The sequence below is a fragment of the Paenibacillus sp. F411 genome, assembly GCF_017582705.1.
Taxonomy (GTDB): Bacteria; Bacillota; Bacilli; order Paenibacillales; family Paenibacillaceae; genus Paenibacillus_AQ; species Paenibacillus_AQ algicola.
Window position 1 is genome coordinate 75,448 of the sequence record NZ_JAGFIP010000018.1, and the last position, 15,647, is coordinate 91,094.

At 54.8% G+C, this 15,647-nt stretch carries 13 protein-coding genes; all 13 read right to left on the reverse strand.

Annotated features, from left to right (window positions below; genetic code table 11):
- Positions 1-64 precede the first annotated feature (64 nt).
- Positions 65-1,372, reverse strand: a complete 1,308-nt coding sequence (locus tag JJQ72_RS17000) for a sugar ABC transporter substrate-binding protein (protein ID WP_208204420.1) — start codon at positions 1,370-1,372, stop codon at positions 65-67.
- A gap of 501 nt (positions 1,373-1,873) precedes the next feature.
- Positions 1,874-3,142 (reverse strand): phosphoribosylamine--glycine ligase, encoded by a 1,269-nt coding sequence (gene purD / locus JJQ72_RS17005; protein WP_208204421.1) that lies wholly within the window; start codon positions 3,140-3,142, stop codon positions 1,874-1,876.
- Positions 3,143-3,258: 116 nt separating this feature from the next.
- Positions 3,259-4,806: a bifunctional phosphoribosylaminoimidazolecarboxamide formyltransferase/IMP cyclohydrolase gene (gene purH / locus JJQ72_RS17010; protein WP_138224570.1), complete on the reverse strand. Its 1,548-nt coding sequence runs from the start codon at positions 4,804-4,806 to the stop codon at positions 3,259-3,261.
- A 240-nt stretch (positions 4,807-5,046) separates the two neighbouring features.
- Positions 5,047-5,664, reverse strand: a complete 618-nt coding sequence (gene purN, locus JJQ72_RS17015; protein ID WP_208204422.1) for a phosphoribosylglycinamide formyltransferase — start codon at positions 5,662-5,664, stop codon at positions 5,047-5,049.
- Positions 5,664-6,704 carry a phosphoribosylformylglycinamidine cyclo-ligase gene (gene purM / locus JJQ72_RS17020; protein WP_208204423.1) on the reverse strand — a complete coding sequence of 347 codons (1,041 nt, stop codon included), beginning with the start codon at positions 6,702-6,704 and terminating at the stop codon, positions 5,664-5,666. Before purM ends, purN begins: the two co-directional genes overlap by 1 nt.
- A 231-nt stretch (positions 6,705-6,935) precedes the next feature.
- Positions 6,936-8,414 (reverse strand): amidophosphoribosyltransferase, encoded by a 1,479-nt coding sequence (purF, locus tag JJQ72_RS17025; RefSeq protein ID WP_138224567.1) that lies wholly within the window; start codon positions 8,412-8,414, stop codon positions 6,936-6,938.
- Entirely contained in the window at positions 8,399-10,642 is a 2,244-nt protein-coding gene (gene purL, locus JJQ72_RS17030; protein WP_208204424.1) for a phosphoribosylformylglycinamidine synthase subunit PurL, read from the reverse strand. Before purL ends, purF begins: the two co-directional genes overlap by 16 nt.
- The gene (purQ, locus tag JJQ72_RS17035; RefSeq protein ID WP_138224565.1) at positions 10,620-11,309 is read right to left on the reverse strand and encodes a phosphoribosylformylglycinamidine synthase subunit PurQ; all 690 of its coding nucleotides are present in this window, start codon (positions 11,307-11,309) and stop codon (positions 10,620-10,622) included. The genes purL and purQ overlap by 23 nt, the downstream gene beginning before the upstream one ends.
- A gap of 5 nt (positions 11,310-11,314) precedes the next feature.
- A complete protein-coding gene (gene purS, locus JJQ72_RS17040) occupies positions 11,315-11,560 on the reverse strand; it encodes a phosphoribosylformylglycinamidine synthase subunit PurS (protein WP_138224564.1) in 246 nt (81 codons plus the stop codon).
- Positions 11,561-11,594: 34 nt separating this feature from the next.
- Positions 11,595-12,494 carry a phosphoribosylaminoimidazolesuccinocarboxamide synthase gene (locus tag JJQ72_RS17045; RefSeq protein ID WP_208204425.1) on the reverse strand — a complete coding sequence of 300 codons (900 nt, stop codon included), beginning with the start codon at positions 12,492-12,494 and terminating at the stop codon, positions 11,595-11,597.
- A gap of 49 nt (positions 12,495-12,543) precedes the next feature.
- Positions 12,544-13,839: an adenylosuccinate lyase gene (purB, locus tag JJQ72_RS17050; protein ID WP_138224562.1), complete on the reverse strand. Its 1,296-nt coding sequence runs from the start codon at positions 13,837-13,839 to the stop codon at positions 12,544-12,546.
- The gene (gene purK, locus JJQ72_RS17055; RefSeq protein WP_208204426.1) at positions 13,836-15,020 is read right to left on the reverse strand and encodes a 5-(carboxyamino)imidazole ribonucleotide synthase; all 1,185 of its coding nucleotides are present in this window, start codon (positions 15,018-15,020) and stop codon (positions 13,836-13,838) included. Before purK ends, purB begins: the two co-directional genes overlap by 4 nt.
- Positions 15,017-15,502, reverse strand: a complete 486-nt coding sequence (purE, locus tag JJQ72_RS17060; protein ID WP_138227612.1) for a 5-(carboxyamino)imidazole ribonucleotide mutase — start codon at positions 15,500-15,502, stop codon at positions 15,017-15,019. The genes purK and purE overlap by 4 nt, the downstream gene beginning before the upstream one ends.
- Positions 15,503-15,647: the final 145 nt, after the last annotated feature.

Consider the following 15,647-nt stretch of genomic DNA (forward strand, 5'->3'; position numbering starts at 1 on the left):
CGAGGAATCACCCGCCGGCCCGCGGCGGGTGAACATCTTTGTACGTTATTCTATAGGGTGCTGCTTACTTCGCTGCGCCGCTGTTCAGCTCTTTCAGCTGATTGACTGCGTTGTCCAGGGAAGCTTTAATGTCTTTGTTGTTATCCCAGATTTCTGTCAGTGCCGCTCCCACCGGAGACCATACATTGTTCATCTCAGGTACGGAAGGCATTGGTACAGAGCTGTTGAACTGCTCTGTGAACGCGGACAGGTACGGGTCGTTTTTAATTTGATCGGATTCCTGAGCTGCTTTGTTGGTTGGTACGGAGCCTACGAGCTCGCTCAGCTTCAGCTGGTTCTCTTCATTCGTTGCGAAGTTTGCGAAGAGACGGGCAGCATTCGGATATTGGGAGTTTGCATTGACGTACCAAGCTTTAATACCGGACAGGGATACAGCCGGCTGACCTGCGATCGTTGGAATCGGTGCTACGCCCAGCTTGTCGCCCAGTGCTGCTTTGTAGCCTGCCAATTCCCAAGGACCGTTAATGTCGATGGCCAGGTCGCCTTCATTAAAGAGTGCACGCTTGATGTCCGGAGTGATGTCACCGGCTTTGACGGGCAGAATTTCATTCAGGCTTTGGTAAACCTCCATGCTCTTTACAGCGCCTTCATTGTTGATCCCGATATCATTCACATCTGTACCGTTGCTTCCGAAGATGTAGCCGCCGTTGGAAGCCAGGAACGGATATGTGAAGTACAGGTTACCCGTTTCCCACATGATCGCATACTTGTTTTTCGTGTTGTCAGTGAAGCTTTTGCCAAATTCAATAACGTCTTCGAAGCTTGCAGGCGCTTCCTGAACCAAATCCTTGTTGTAGTACATCAGGTAGGTTTCAGCTGCACGAGGGTAGCCATACAGTACGCCATCGAAGGATGCGCCCTGAATTGCTGCTTCAGAGTTTGCTTCTCTCGTCTCTACATCGAAGTAGTCATTTGGCAGTACCAGATTGGAGGATACCGCTCTACCCAGCTGGTCATGCGGGAAGATCACAACGTCAGCGGCGAGGCCGGATGGTCCATCCTGTGCCAGCTTAGTCAGCTGATCCGTTGGAGCCAGCTCTTCCAGGGTAACTTCTACACCATATTTTTCGGTAAATGCTTTTATAACTTCATCCGTGTAAGCTCTTTCGTCTTTACTTTCCCAAACGACCAGCTTAGCGCCTTCTTCAGGTGCCAGCTCTGGGGAATTGGCTGGTGGAGCTTCCGTCTTTGGTGTATTTTCAGCAGGTGCTGGAGTTTCCGGAGCTGGAGCTGCTGTGTTGCCTCCGCATGCTGTGATCGAGAATGCCATAGTGAACGCAGCGGCGAGTGTCATAACCTTTTTCATCTTCATTCTAAAATAACCCCTCTCAATAATGTTCTTGAATCACCTTGGAACTCTGCGCAAACGATTTCAGAAAACTTTCAAGCCCATTGTAGTTTATGTAGGGCGAAACCGTTTCCCAAGACTTTTTTAATGAGAAAGCGCTTCATTCACTAGAAACATCATACACCATGCGCAAGTCTTTGTAAAAACGTTTGCACAGACTGAAAATGCTGATTAATTGTTTATTATCTCCTTTTTTCTCCCTATATCGCTTTCTTATGCAGTTTATCTAATTTTTCGCGAGAATATACTTAGAATTGGACAAGATTTGCTCCTGTAGCGGATTGATACGCCTCTCCATTTGAGCAATCGTTTGCATTAGCGAAAAATTTCATGCGCTACGACTTATAGTAGCCTATAACCAACGTGCTGGAGCTCCAAATTAAAAAGGCTGTCCTCCTGTGTAGCACTTGGAGAACAGCCTTTTCTAGACGCAATGCCCATATTTCAGCCTTCAGGACCGGGAAGCTATTTCAACGCCTTGGCAGCAATATCGGTACGGAAATGCTTGCCTTCAAATGTAATGCCTTCGGCACGCTGATAAGCATTGTCACGGGCTGAAGCAATATCCTCACCCAGACCCACAACGCCCAGCACCCGGCCTCCGCTTGTGACCACCTGACCTTCAGCATTTAAGGCCGTCCCTGCATGAAAGACCATGGACGTATCATTCGTCGATTCCAGGCCGGTAATCGGCAGTCCCTTCGGATACGAGGCCGGATAACCGCCGGACGCCAGAATAACGCAGACTGCTGCTTCTTCACGCCATTCCAGCTCCAGCTCTGCAAGTGTGCCATTGACCGCTGCAAGGAACACTTCAAGCAGATCCGTCTTCAGTCTCGGCAGGACGACCTGCGTCTCCGGATCACCAAACCGGGCGTTGAATTCGATCGTCTTCACGCGCCCTTCCGGCGTAATCATCAGGCCTGCGAACAGCACGCCGCGGAACGGCCGGCCTTCAGCGACCATCGCTTTGGCTGTCGGCTTAATGATCTGCTCGACCGCTTCTTCAATGACAGAAGACGGAATATGAGGCAGCGGGGAATAGGTTCCCATACCGCCCGTGTTCGGTCCCTTGTCTCCGTCATATGCCGGCTTATGGTCCTGGGCTGCCGACATGGGCTTGACCGTCTCTCCGTCGACAAACGCCAGGATCGACATCTCCTGTCCCTCTAGAAACTCCTCAATGACGACACGGCTGCCAGCCTCACCAAACACCTTGGACTGCATAATATCCTGCAGCGCCTGCTCCGCCTCTTCCATCGTATGAGCGACGGTTACCCCTTTACCGGCGGCCAGCCCGTCAGCCTTAATGACGATCGGCGCCTTCTGGCTGCGCAGGTAGGTCAGTGCTTGCTCGTAGCTGTCGAATTTCTCATATGCGGCGGTCGGAATGCTGTACTTGTGGAGCAGATCCTTCATGAAGGTTTTACTGCCTTCAATTTCGGCTGCATTTTTACGGGGTCCAAATACGGCCAGGCCCGCGTCCTCCAGCACGTCAACGATGCCATCCGCGAGCGGGTCGTCCGGTCCGACGACAACCAGCCCGACCTCTTTCTCCAGTGCGAATGCCTTCAGCTTCTCAAACTCACCGACTGCGATGGGCACACACTCTGCCAGCTGCGCGATGCCGGCATTGCCCGGCGCACAATAAATACTTCCCGCCTTCGGGCTTTGGGCCAAAGCCCAGACGATTGCATGCTCGCGGCCGCCGCCGCCGATTACCAGAATATCCATGGGTTCCCTCCATATGCGGAAATGCCGTCTCCCGAGGGATAAACGGCATTTCCGTGTGAATTTGGTCATTCCTAGCCTGCTAGCTGCCAAAGTGAATCGTTATAGCGCGGCAGGGCTTAGTGCTTGAAGTGCCTTACGCCGGTAAACACCATGGCGATGCCGTTCTCGTTAGCAACCTTGATCGACTCTTCGTCCTTGATCGAGCCGCCGGGCTGAATAACAGCAGTAATGCCTGCTTTCGCCGCCAGCTCCAGAGTATCTCCCATCGGGAAGAACGCATCGGAAGCCATTACAGCTCCCTGAGCCTTCTCCCCTGCCTGCTCAATCGCAATCCGCGCTGAGCCGACACGGTTCATCTGACCGGCGCCGACACCGACGGTCATATCATCTGCTGCCAGAACGATGGCATTGGATTTCACGTGCTTAACAACCTTCCACCCGAACAGCAGCTGCTTCAGCTCTTCCTCTGTCGGTTGACGCTCTGTGACCACCTTCAGCTCCGCAGCATCCAGAGAATGCACGTCACTTTCCTGCACGATCATCCCGCCCTCAATGGACGTTACGTTCAGGGATGATGTGCGCTCCTTCGCCGAACCGAACTCACCCATTTTGAGCAGGCGCACATTCTTCTTGCGGGTTAACAGCTCCAGCGCTTCCGGCGTGAAATCCGGAGCCAGAATAATTTCGAGGAAAATATCCTTCAGCAGCTCGGCAGTCTCTGCATCCACGGTCCGGTTTGCGGCCACAATACCGCCAAAAATCGAGGTTGGATCGGCATGATACGCCTTCTGGTAAGCCTCCAGCACCGTTGCACCAACGCCAACACCGCATGGATTCATATGCTTGACGGCTACGACAGCCGGCTCGTCAAATTCCTTAACGATCTGCAGTGCTGCGTTCGCGTCATTAATATTGTTGTAGGACAGCTCTTTCCCGTGAAGCTGCTCTGCTGTTGTCAGCGTACCGGCTGGAGCAAGCGGCTTGCGATAGAAGGCAGCCTTCTGATGTGGATTCTCGCCATAGCGCAAATCCTGGATTTTCTCAAAAGTAACACTGAGACGCTCCGGCAGCGGATCGCCGGTTACATTCGACAAATATTCGGAGATTAAGGTGTCGTATGCGCCGGTGTGGCGGAACACCTTGGCTGCAAGGCGTTTGCGCGTTTCCAGCGTCGTATCGCCGCTTGCTGAAACCTCTTCCAATACGGAAGCATAGTCCGCTGCATCGACAACAACACTGACAAACGCGTGATTTTTTGCTGCAGAGCGCAGCATGGTTGGACCGCCGATGTCGATATTTTCAATTGCGTCCTCATACTCAACATCCGGCTTCGCAATTGTTTCCTGGAACGGATACAAATTGACGACCACCAGATCGATATAGTCCAGTCCAAGCTCCTGCATCTGACGCTGATGCTCACTGCTGTCACGAATGGCAAGCAGGCCGCTGTGCACGGCAGGATGCAGTGTTTTGACACGTCCGTCCAAAATTTCCGGAAAGCCGGTTACGTCCGAAATGCCGATGACCGGCACGCCTTCCTTCGCCAGCAAGGATTTCGTTCCGCCTGTAGAAATAATTTCGACGCCTAATGCAGACAATTCGCGGCAAAACTCCACGATACCTGTTTTGTCAGAGACGCTAACCAGCGCTCGTTTGATACTCACTATGGATTCCTCCTAATTTATGCAAAGTTCCCTAAACACTGCCTTACCAGCGATAAATGCTGTCGAGAAGGAAGATATGGGGCAGTATTTCCCGAGAAATATGTAACCTGCCCGGCAGTATTCGGGGCTTTATTCAGAATGCCTGAAGCTCAATCGGACTTTATATAATTGCAGCCCAGATTGAGCTAAGAGGCTATTGCATGGACTGCTGCAGAAGGTTGGGCTGAGCGCCTGATCTTCTTAACGCAGCGGCAGCACCGTCACCTGACGTCCCTCCAAGATAATCCGCCCCTGAGCAAACCAGGAAACGACCGCTGGATAAAGCTGCTGTTCCGCAGCATGAATACGCTCTGTCAGGGCGGCTTCTTCTTCTCCGGGCTGGATGTCCAGCGCCGTTTGGGCAATGACCGGTCCGGTATCCATGCCCCCATCGACAAAATGAACGGTCACTCCCGTCACCTTTACACCGTATTCCAGTGCTTGTCCGATTGCGTTCTTGCCTGCAAAAGCCGGCAGCAGTGACGGATGAATGTTGATCATCCGTCCGCTGTACGGCGCTACCAGTACGGAGGTCAGCAGTCTCATATAGCCTGCCAACACAATGAGATCTACGCCCTGCGCTTCCAGCTGACTCAGAATCTCGCGTTCATAATCCTCCCGCTGGTTATAGTCCTTGGGCTGAAACAGAAACACCTCGATTCCGGCATTTCGGGCACGCTCCACAACCGGGGCGTTCGGCTTGTCCGACACAAGCAGGACGATTTCCGCCTGCAAGCTCCCCTTACGCTGCGCATCCAGCAGCGCCTGAAAATTGCTCCCGGTGCCGGAAGCAAACACGGCGATCCGGTAAGAGCCCATTAAACGTCCGCCCCTGTAAAGGTCACAATCCGCTCGCCTGCTGTGACCTGTCCCAGCACGTACGGTTCTTCTCCTGCAGCCTTCAGCAGCTCAACAGCTTGTTCTGCCTGGGCGCTGGAGACAACGATCACCATGCCAATGCCCATATTAAAGGTTGTGAACATATCTTTATTCGAGATTCCGCCTTGCTCCTGCATCAGCTGGAAGATCGGCAGAATCGGCCAGGAGCCGTATTCGATATTGACATTGACGTCTTCTGGAAGCATCCGCGGAATGTTCTCGATAAAGCCTCCGCCTGTAATATGCGCCATGCCCTTAACCTCTACCTCTTTCATCAAGGCCAGCAGCGGCTTCACATAAATCTTGGTCGGTGTGAGCAGCACGTCCCCGAGACGGCCTCCCAATGCTTCAATGTCCTGATCCAGCTTGTAGCCAGACTGCTCCAGGAGCAGCTTGCGTACGAGCGAGAAGCCGTTGCTGTGCACGCCGCTAGACGCCAGTCCAATGACCGTGTCGCCGGCAGCGATATTTTGGCCAGTGATCATTTTGCGCTTGTCCACGATGCCTACCGTAAAGCCGGCGATATCATATTCGCCTTCGCTGTACATTCCTGGCATTTCCGCGGTCTCGCCGCCGATCAAGGAGCAGCCCGCCTGGTTACAGCCGTCTGCGATGCCTTTCACGATGGATTCAATTTTTGCAGGAATGACCTTGTCACAGGCCAGGTAGTCCAGAAAAAAGAGCGGCTCTGCACCCTGCACCACGACATCATTGACACACATCGCTACAGCATCGATCCCGATCGTATCATGGCGGTCCATCGAGAATGCGAGCTTCAGCTTGGTGCCTACGCCGTCGGTACCGGAGACGAGAACCGGCTCTTCATATTGATCCTTATTCAGCTGAAACAAAGCGCCAAATCCGCCCAGATCCGTCATGACCTCCGGCCTGAACGTTGTTTTGACGTGTTTTTTCATCCGTTCTACCGCTTCATTGCCTGCCGCAATATCGACTCCGGCGTTTTTATAAGTATCAGACACGCGCGAAACACTCCTTTAAAGAAATTAATGGATACGTATTTGATGACACAGACAGAACCATCCGGCCAGTCCAGCAGGAATCCACAGGACTTCCTTTTCAACTGCCGGATGATGTTCGTGCCGGTATCAAGCGTGTTGCTTTATGGCTTGAATCATTTATGGACTTAACTTCATTGCATGCAGGATACCAGATCATAGGTGCACTGGTTGTTGAAAGCTAAGCCGCCTTCCTTAACAGCTGCACCCCATCTTCTCTTCCCCGCCGAAATCAATCTGTGTCGGATACTCATTATCGAAGCAGGCCAGGCACAAGCCGCCCTTCGGGCTGTTCTCGTCGTAGCCCCCAATGGCCGATATGAGGCCATCCGGCGTCAGAAAGGAGAGGCTGTCCGCGTTAATTTCCCGGCAGATCTCGTCCACGCTCTTGGAAGAAGCAATCAGCTCCCTCCGGTCCGGCGTGTCGATGCCGTAGAAGCACGGATTCTGGAACGGCGGCGACGTAATCCGCACATGCACCTCAGTCGCTCCGGCCTCACGCAGCAGATTCACGATTCTCCGCGACGTCGTTCCACGCACGATCGAATCATCAATCATGACTACCCGCTTGCCTTCCACGACCCGCCGTACGGCGCTGAGCTTCATCTTGACGCCCTGCTCCCGCAGCTCCTGGCTGGGCTGAATAAACGTTCTGCCCGTGTACTTGTTCTTGATCAGTCCCAGCTCGTACGGAATACCCGTCTGCTCGGCATAGCCGATGGCAGCGGAGATACTGGAGTCCGGAACTCCGGTAACGACGTCGGCATCCACGAAGGATTCCAGCGCCATCCGGCTGCCCATCCGCTTGCGGGCGGAATGCAGGTTCGAGCCGTTCATGTCACTGTCCGGACGGGAGAAATAGATATACTCCATCGCACACAGCGCTTTTCTGCCGGCTTCGGTATAACGGTCCTCGTGCAGTCCGTCAGCATCCAGCACCAGCAGCTCGCCTGGTGCAATGTCGCGGACCGGCTCGGCACCGATGACCTCCATCGCGCAGGTCTCCGATGCGAAGACGTAGGCGTCTCCAAGACGCCCCATCGTCAGCGGACGCAGACCGTTCGGATCCGAAGCCACAATCATCTTATCGCCCGTCATCAGCAGAAAGGCGAATCCGCCTACCAGACGCTGCAAAGCATCCTTGGCTGCTTCAACAAAATTTTTAGGGGACCGGGCAATAAGATGCGCGATGACCTCGGTGTCGCTGGTCGTCTGAAAGATGGAGCCGGAATCCTCCAGCTCCCGGCGCAGTGCCGGTTCATTGACGATGTTGCCATTCGTAGCAATCGCAAGATTACCCTGGCGATATTTAAAGACGAGCGGCTGGGCATTCGTAATCTGGCTGTCGCCGCTCGTAGAGTAGCGGACATGTCCGATAGAGCGGTCTCCCTGCAGAGACTCCAGCAGCTCCCGCCCGAACACCTCTTTGACGAGCCCCATGCCGCGATGATAACGGAACTGTACACCGTCCGCTACACAAATACCGGCACTCTCCTCACCGCGGTGCTGCAGAGCATGCAGTCCGTAGTAGGAGAGTGAAGCCGCGTCGTGATGTCCGAACACGCCGAACACCCCGCACTCCTCCTTCAATTTATCAAAGACGCCGTCCTTGCCGCTGCCTTCGTTGTAATAATCGCCAGTCCATAAGCCTTCAGGCATTATTTCATTCGGCATGGGATGGCATCCTCCCAGACGGCTTTCAAAGCCTCCACCGGTTCTTGTACCGCGGAAGCACCGTTGATCGAAATATGCAGCTCGCTGCCGCCAACCCGTCCGATCGCAGCAAACGGAACGCCGGCTTCCTTCAGCAGCTGCTCCAGATTGGACTCATTCCCCGGGGTAACCGAAACGATAATCCGGGACTGGCTTTCACTGAAGAGCGTCATGTCATTTCTGAGCTCACTCTGCAGCTCAATGCTTGCGCCAATCTGTCCGCTGATGCAGCTCTCGGCCAGAGCAGCGGCAAGTCCGCCCTCGGATACGTCATGCGCGGAGCAGATGAAGCCGGACTGGATACCTGTCAGCACGCCGCTGAGCAGTCTTTTTTCCTTAGCCAGATCAAGCACCGGCGGACGTCCCTCGGAAACGCCGTGGATTACCGATTGGAATTCACTTCCGCCCAGCTCCGCAAATGTTTCGCCCAGCAGATACACCAGATCGCCTTCCGCCTTGAAGTCCTGTGTCGTGATATGGTCTACATCATGGATCAGACCGACCATGCCAACGACCGGCGTCGGGTAAATCGCTCCCTTGGCATTTTCGTTATACAGGCTGACGTTACCGCCGATGACTGGAGCATTGAGCTCGCGGCATGCTTCTGCCATGCCGTCAACAGCCCGCTCCATCTGCCAGAAGATTTCCGGCTTCTCCGGAGATCCGAAATTCAGGTTATCCGTAATGGCCAGCGGCTCTGCGCCGGAGCAGACGATGTTCCGCGCTGCTTCGCTGACAGCAATCTTGCCGCCGGTTTCCGGATCCAGATATACATAACGGCCGTTGCAGTCCGTTGTCATAGCCAGCGCCTTGCGTGTGCCGTCCACGGTTACAACCGCAGCGTCCGAGCCCGGACGTACTGCCGTGCTGGTGCGTACCATATAATCGTACTGGTTGTATACCCAGGCCTTGCTCGCAAGGCTAGGGGAGCCCAGCACCTTTTTCAACGCGCCGCCAAGGTCTGTGACTTCCGCATAACGTGTCGTATCCACCTTGGCCTGTTCGGCGAAGTAAGCCGGCTCCGAGGAAGGCTTGTTATACACCGGGCACTCATCCACGAGCGCCGTAACCGGCATATCGCCGACCACCTCACCGTGATGGAACAGCTTCAGGCGGCCGTCGTCTGTAACCTTGCCGACCTTCGCACAAATCACGCCCCAGCGTTCAAAAATTTCCCGCGCCTGCGCTTCATCCTTCGGCTCAACAACGAAAAGCATACGCTCCTGGGATTCCGACAGCATCATCTCATAAGGCGTCATGCCTTCTTCGCGCTGCGGAACCTGATCCAGATACAGCTCCAGGCCGTTGCCGGCTTTACTTGCCATTTCAGCACTGGAGCACGTGAGGCCGGCTGCGCCCATATCCTGAATGCCCAGCACGATCCCGGAGTCGATCAGCTCCAGGCACGATTCCATGACAAGCTTCTCCATAAACGGATCGCCAACCTGAACCGCAGTACGGTTCGCTTCCGATTCCTCAGTCAGCTCTACCGAAGCAAAGGTTGCTCCGTGAATGCCATCACGGCCGGTAGGAGGTCCTACATAGAAGACCGGGTTACCTACACCCTTGGCGACACCGCGCTGAATTTTGTCATGGTCGATGACGCCGACACACATCGCGTTTACAAGCGGGTTGCCTTCATAGCTCTCATCGAACACTACCTCACCGCCGACGGTCGGAATGCCGATGCAGTTGCCGTAGCCGGCGATGCCGGAAACGACGTGCTCAAACAAATATTTCACCCGATCGCTCTCTAGCTTGCCAAAACGAAGCGAGTTCAGAATCGCTACCGGTCTTGCACCCATGGAGAAAATATCACGGATAATGCCGCCGACTCCGGTCGCTGCGCCCTGAAACGGCTCTACAGCGGAGGGGTGGTTATGGCTTTCGATTTTGAATACAACGGCCTGATTGTCGCCGATGTCAACGATCCCTGCGCCTTCGCCGGGTCCCATCAGCACGCGCGGACCGCTCGTTGGAAAACGGCGGAGCAGCGGCTTGGAATTTTTGTAGGCACAGTGCTCGGACCACATGACGCTGAATACGCCAATCTCCGTATAATTCGGCTTGCGTCCCATGAACGAACAGATCAGATCATACTCGCTGTCCGACACGCCCATCTGCTCATATAGTCGGTGTTCCGCAATCTGTTCTGCGGTAGGTTCTTTAGCGGACACTTGCTGCGCCATGTGTATCCCTCCAGGTCTGAATGATGGATGTAAACATTGCCTTTCCGTCTTCCGAGCCAAGCAGGCTGGACACCGCCCGCTCCGGATGCGGCATCATGCCCAGCACGTTGCCACGCTCGTTGCAAATGCCAGCGATGTCCGCAACGGAGCCGTTCGGATTGTCGCTGTACGTAAATACGATCTGGTTACGGTCACGCAGCTGCTGCAGTGTCTCTTCATCACAGTAGTAGTTGCCTTCTCCATGTGCGATCGGGATGACGATCTCCTGTCCCTCACTATAGTGGCGGGTAAATGGAGTTTCGTTGTTCACGACCTTCAGAACGCTGTCATGACAGCGGAATTTCATCGATTCATTGCGGCGCAGAGCGCCTGGCAGCAAGCCCGCCTCCGTCAAGATCTGGAAGCCATTGCAAATGCCCAGAATAAACTTGCCCTGCTCTGCTGCCTTCGCGACCTCGCTCATTACCGGAGCGAAGCGAGAAATGGCGCCGCAGCGCAGATAGTCGCCGTAGGAAAAGCCGCCGGGTACCAGAATGGCATCATATGCCGACAGGTCGGTTGCGGTATGCCAAACGTAATCAACAGGCTCACCAACCGTTTGCTCTACCGCCTTGTAGCAGTCAATATCACAGTTGGAGCCGGGAAACACGAGTACTGCAAATCTCATGATACTTAGCCCTCCAGTTCGAAGCGGTAATTTTCAACCACGGTGTTGGCAAGCAGCTTCTCGCACATGACTTTCAAACGCGCTTCCGCCTCTTCACGGTCATCCGTATTCAGCTCTACTTCCATATACTTGCCGATCCGAAGGCTTTCCACTTCCTGAAAACCCATGGAATGAAGAGCGCCCTGAACGGCAACTCCCTGTGGATCCAAAACGCTCTGCTTAATGGTGACATAGACCTTTGCTTTTAACATGTCTTTGATGTTCCTCCTCGGTATCGTATAGGAATTAAGAGTTTGATTGAACGGGTGCCGTAATGCGGCGGTAAATATCGGTATACCGGCGAGTCGTCTCTTCAACGACACCGGCCGGAAGCTCCTCCGGCTTGCTGTTCTTGTCCCAGTCGGTTCCCGCCAGGTAGCTGCGGACCGGCTCCTTGTCCATGCTGTCAATTTCAATATCCAGCTCGTACTTGCTCTGATCCCAGAATCTTGAGGAATCGGGAGTGAAGATTTCATCAATGAGAATCACCTTGCCGTCCAGCAGGCCGAATTCGAACTTGCAGTCTGCCAGGATGATGCCCCGCTCGGCGCAGTAATTATGGGCATAGTGGTAGAGCATCAGGCTTTTCTCCTGCAGCTCCAGTGCGAGCTCTGCCCCCACCATGTCCTTCATCGTATCCATGGAGATATCCTCATCATGGCCGACGTCGTTCTTGGCTGCAGGCGTAAAGATGGGCTCTTTAAAGGCCTCATTCTTCCGCATGCCTTCCGGAAGATGAATGCCGTTGATCTCTCCGGTGGACTGGTATTGCCGCCAGCCTCCTCCGGTAATGTAGCCGCGGACCACACACTCAATATCAATGCGCTCGGCCCGCTTGGACACCATCACTCTTCCCTCCAGCGCCTCCGGGTCCTTGACGATTGCGCCTAATGCATGAACATCGGTATGCACCACGTGGTTATCCATGAGATGCTTCGTAAGGTCAAACCAAAAAGCGCTGAGCTGGTTCAGCACTGTTCCCTTGGCGGGAACCGGCGGGTCCAGCACGTAATCAAACGCCGAGATGCGGTCCGTGACCACAATCAGCAGATGTTCCCCAAGATCATAAAGCTCTCTGACCTTGCCTTTGTACAGCAGCGGCGCATCAATCAGATCCACAGCTGTGGACAGTGCGCGAGATCCCATATTCTCCACTCCCTTTGAAGGGGCAGCTCCAGCCGGAGCCGCCTTACTTCTATTTCAAGCCCAGCTTGTCAAAAATCGTATCCACATGCTTCAGATGCCATGAAGGATTGAACGCATCCTCAATCTCCTCTGCACTCAGCACTTCAGTAATTTCCGGCGTGCTCTCCACAATCTCGCGGAACTGGCGCTGCTCTTCCCACGCCTGCATCGCTCTCGGCTGCACTGTATCGTAGGCCTGCTCCCGGCTGAAGCCCTTGTCGATCAGCTTCGTCATGACGCGGCCGGAGAACGGAACACCGAATGTACGGGCCATGTTGCGCTTCATGTTGTCCGGGAACACCGTCAAATTCTTCACAATGTTGCCGAAGCGGTTCAGCATGTAGTTCAGCAGCATGGTTGCATCCGGCAAAATGATCCGCTCCACGGAGGAGTGTGAAATATCGCGCTCATGCCACAGCGGCACGTTCTCATACGCTGACACCATATGGCCGCGGATGACGCGGGCCAGGCCGGAGATGTTCTCCGAGCCGATCGGGTTGCGCTTGTGCGGCATTGCCGAGGAGCCCTTCTGCCCCTTGGCAAAAGCTTCCTCCACCTCCCGGACCTCACTCTTTTGCAGCGCGCGGACCTCGGTAGCGAACTTGTCCAGAGACGTCGCGATCAGCGCCAGCGTCGCCATATATTCCGCATGGCGGTCACGCTGCAGCGTCTGGGTGGAGATCGGAGCCGCTTTTGTACCCAGCTTGCGGCACACAAACTCCTCTACGAACGGATCAATGTTCGCGTATGTGCCAACTGCGCCGGAGATCTTGCCGTACTGCACCGCATCTGCGGCGTGGCGGAAGCGCTCCAGATTGCGGACCATTTCCTCATGCCACAGCGCCATCTTCAAACCGAAGGTCGTCGGCTCGGCATGAACGCCGTGTGTGCGTCCCATCATCGGGGTATGCTTGTAGGAGAGCGCCTTCTCGCGCAAAATGTCGATGAAGCGCAGCAGATCCTGCTCCAGAATTTCATTAGCCTGCTTCAGCAGATAGCCGTTGGCCGTGTCCACAACATCTGTGGAGGTCAAACCGTAGTGAACCCATTTGCGCTCATTGCCCAAGCTTTCCGAGACTGCGCGGGTAAAGGCAATAACGTCATGGCGCGTCTCCTGCTCGATTTCGTAGATCCGGTCAATATTAAAAGAAGCATTCTGGCGCAGGGTGACGGTATCCTCTTTCGGAATTACGCCCAGCTCTGCCCAAGCCTCACAGGCGCAAAGCTCAACCTCCAGCCAGGCTCTGAATTTGTTCTCCTCGGTCCAAACGGCCCGCATTTCCGGTCTGCTGTAACGTTCAATCATTGATTCAGCCTCCAAATATTAGTCTGCTCGATCCATTTCAACGCATCTTCCACATCACCGCACAACAGGTTGATATGCCCCATCTTGCGGCCGTGCTTGCTTTCACTCTTTCCATATAAATGAAGCTTCGGCACGATGCCAAGCGACTCTGCAAGTTCATCCTTGCCTGTGAGGCGCTCCACAGCCGGCTCGACATGCTGGCCCAGCAGGTTCACCATCACAACAGGACTCAGCAGCGCGGTGTCTCCGAGAGGAAGGCTGCAGATCGCACGCACATGCTGCTCAAACTGTGAGGTAGCGCAGGCTTCCATCGTATAGTGACCCGAGTTATGCGGCCTAGGAGCCACCTCGTTCACATAAATATCGCCCTGGTCTGTCAAGAACATTTCAACGGCCAGCAGACCAACAGCTTCTAAGCCCTCTGCTACCTTCTCCGCCACCTGGCAGGCCCGGCGCTGAACCTCTGTAGGAATTCGGGCGGGCACAATGGATACGTGCAAAATATTGTCTACATGCACATTCTCCGCCGGCGGGAAGCTCTTGACCTCACCAGCCGGTGTTCGCGCTGCAATGACAGAAATTTCACTGCTAAAGGTGATGAATTTCTCCAGCACGAGCTGTGTTCCAGCTGCTGCCAGAGTGTCGTAGGCTTCAGCCAGCTGGCCTTCTTCCCTCAGCACCGCCTGTCCCTTGCCGTCATAGCCGCCTGTTGCGGTCTTCAGCACACAGGGCAGGCCCAGAGCTGCCGCAGCAGCCTGAAGCTCCTCAAGACTGTGTATCTCCCGGTAAGGAGCAACCGGAACGCCAGCAGCTTCAATCGCCGCCTTTTCCCGCAGACGATTCTGCGTCGTATAGAGCAGTCGGCTGCCTTGAGGAACATAGGACTGCTCTTCCAGCAATGAAGCTACGGCTGCGTCAACATTCTCGAATTCATAAGTGATGACATCTGACCTGGAGGCCAGCTCCGCAGCCGCCTCACGGTCAGAGTAAGACGCCGTAATCTGCGGAGCCAGCTGGCCCAGCGGACAATCCGGGACGGGGTCCAGCGTCATGAACCGATACCCCATCTTCATTCCGTCCAGAGCCATCATGCGGCCGAGTTGACCGCCTCCGAGCACCCCAATGACGGAGCCTGGCGGAAGCACTGGAGCAGCTTGTCCTTCATTGATACGTTTGCTCATAACAGGTCACTGCCCTTCAGCACCTCATCGCGGGTGCGGTCACGCCGCTCCTGCACCTTGGCCCGGATCGCCTCATCGGCGGTTCCGAGAATCTGGGCGGCCAGCAAGCCTGCATTGACTGCCCCCGCGCGGCCGATCGCCACCGTTGCTACCGGCACGCCGCCGGGCATCTGCACGATGGACAGAAGAGAATCCAGACCGTTCAGCGCTTTCGACTGCACCGGCACACCAATCACCGGCAGCACGGTCTTCGCCGCCACCATACCCGGCAGATGGGCTGCCCCGCCCGCTCCGGCAATAATTACGCGAATGCCCCGTCCTTCTGCCTCTTCAGCATATTTAAACATCAAGTCCGGCGTCCGGTGGGCGGATACCACTTTCTTCTCATAGGGGATGCCTAGCTCCTCCAGCACCTCGCATGCGTGGGACATCGTATCCCAATCCGATTGACTGCCCATAATGACTGCTGCTTTTACCGACATCATGCACCTGCTTTCTCAGGATTCAACTACACTTAGCTATTAAAAAAATCCGGCTCTTTCTGCAGCTGTGCAGAAGGACCGGACTTCCAAGGGAACACCGGACCTGCTCTATGATGAAATCATAATGGCGATTAAAGTCCGGGCA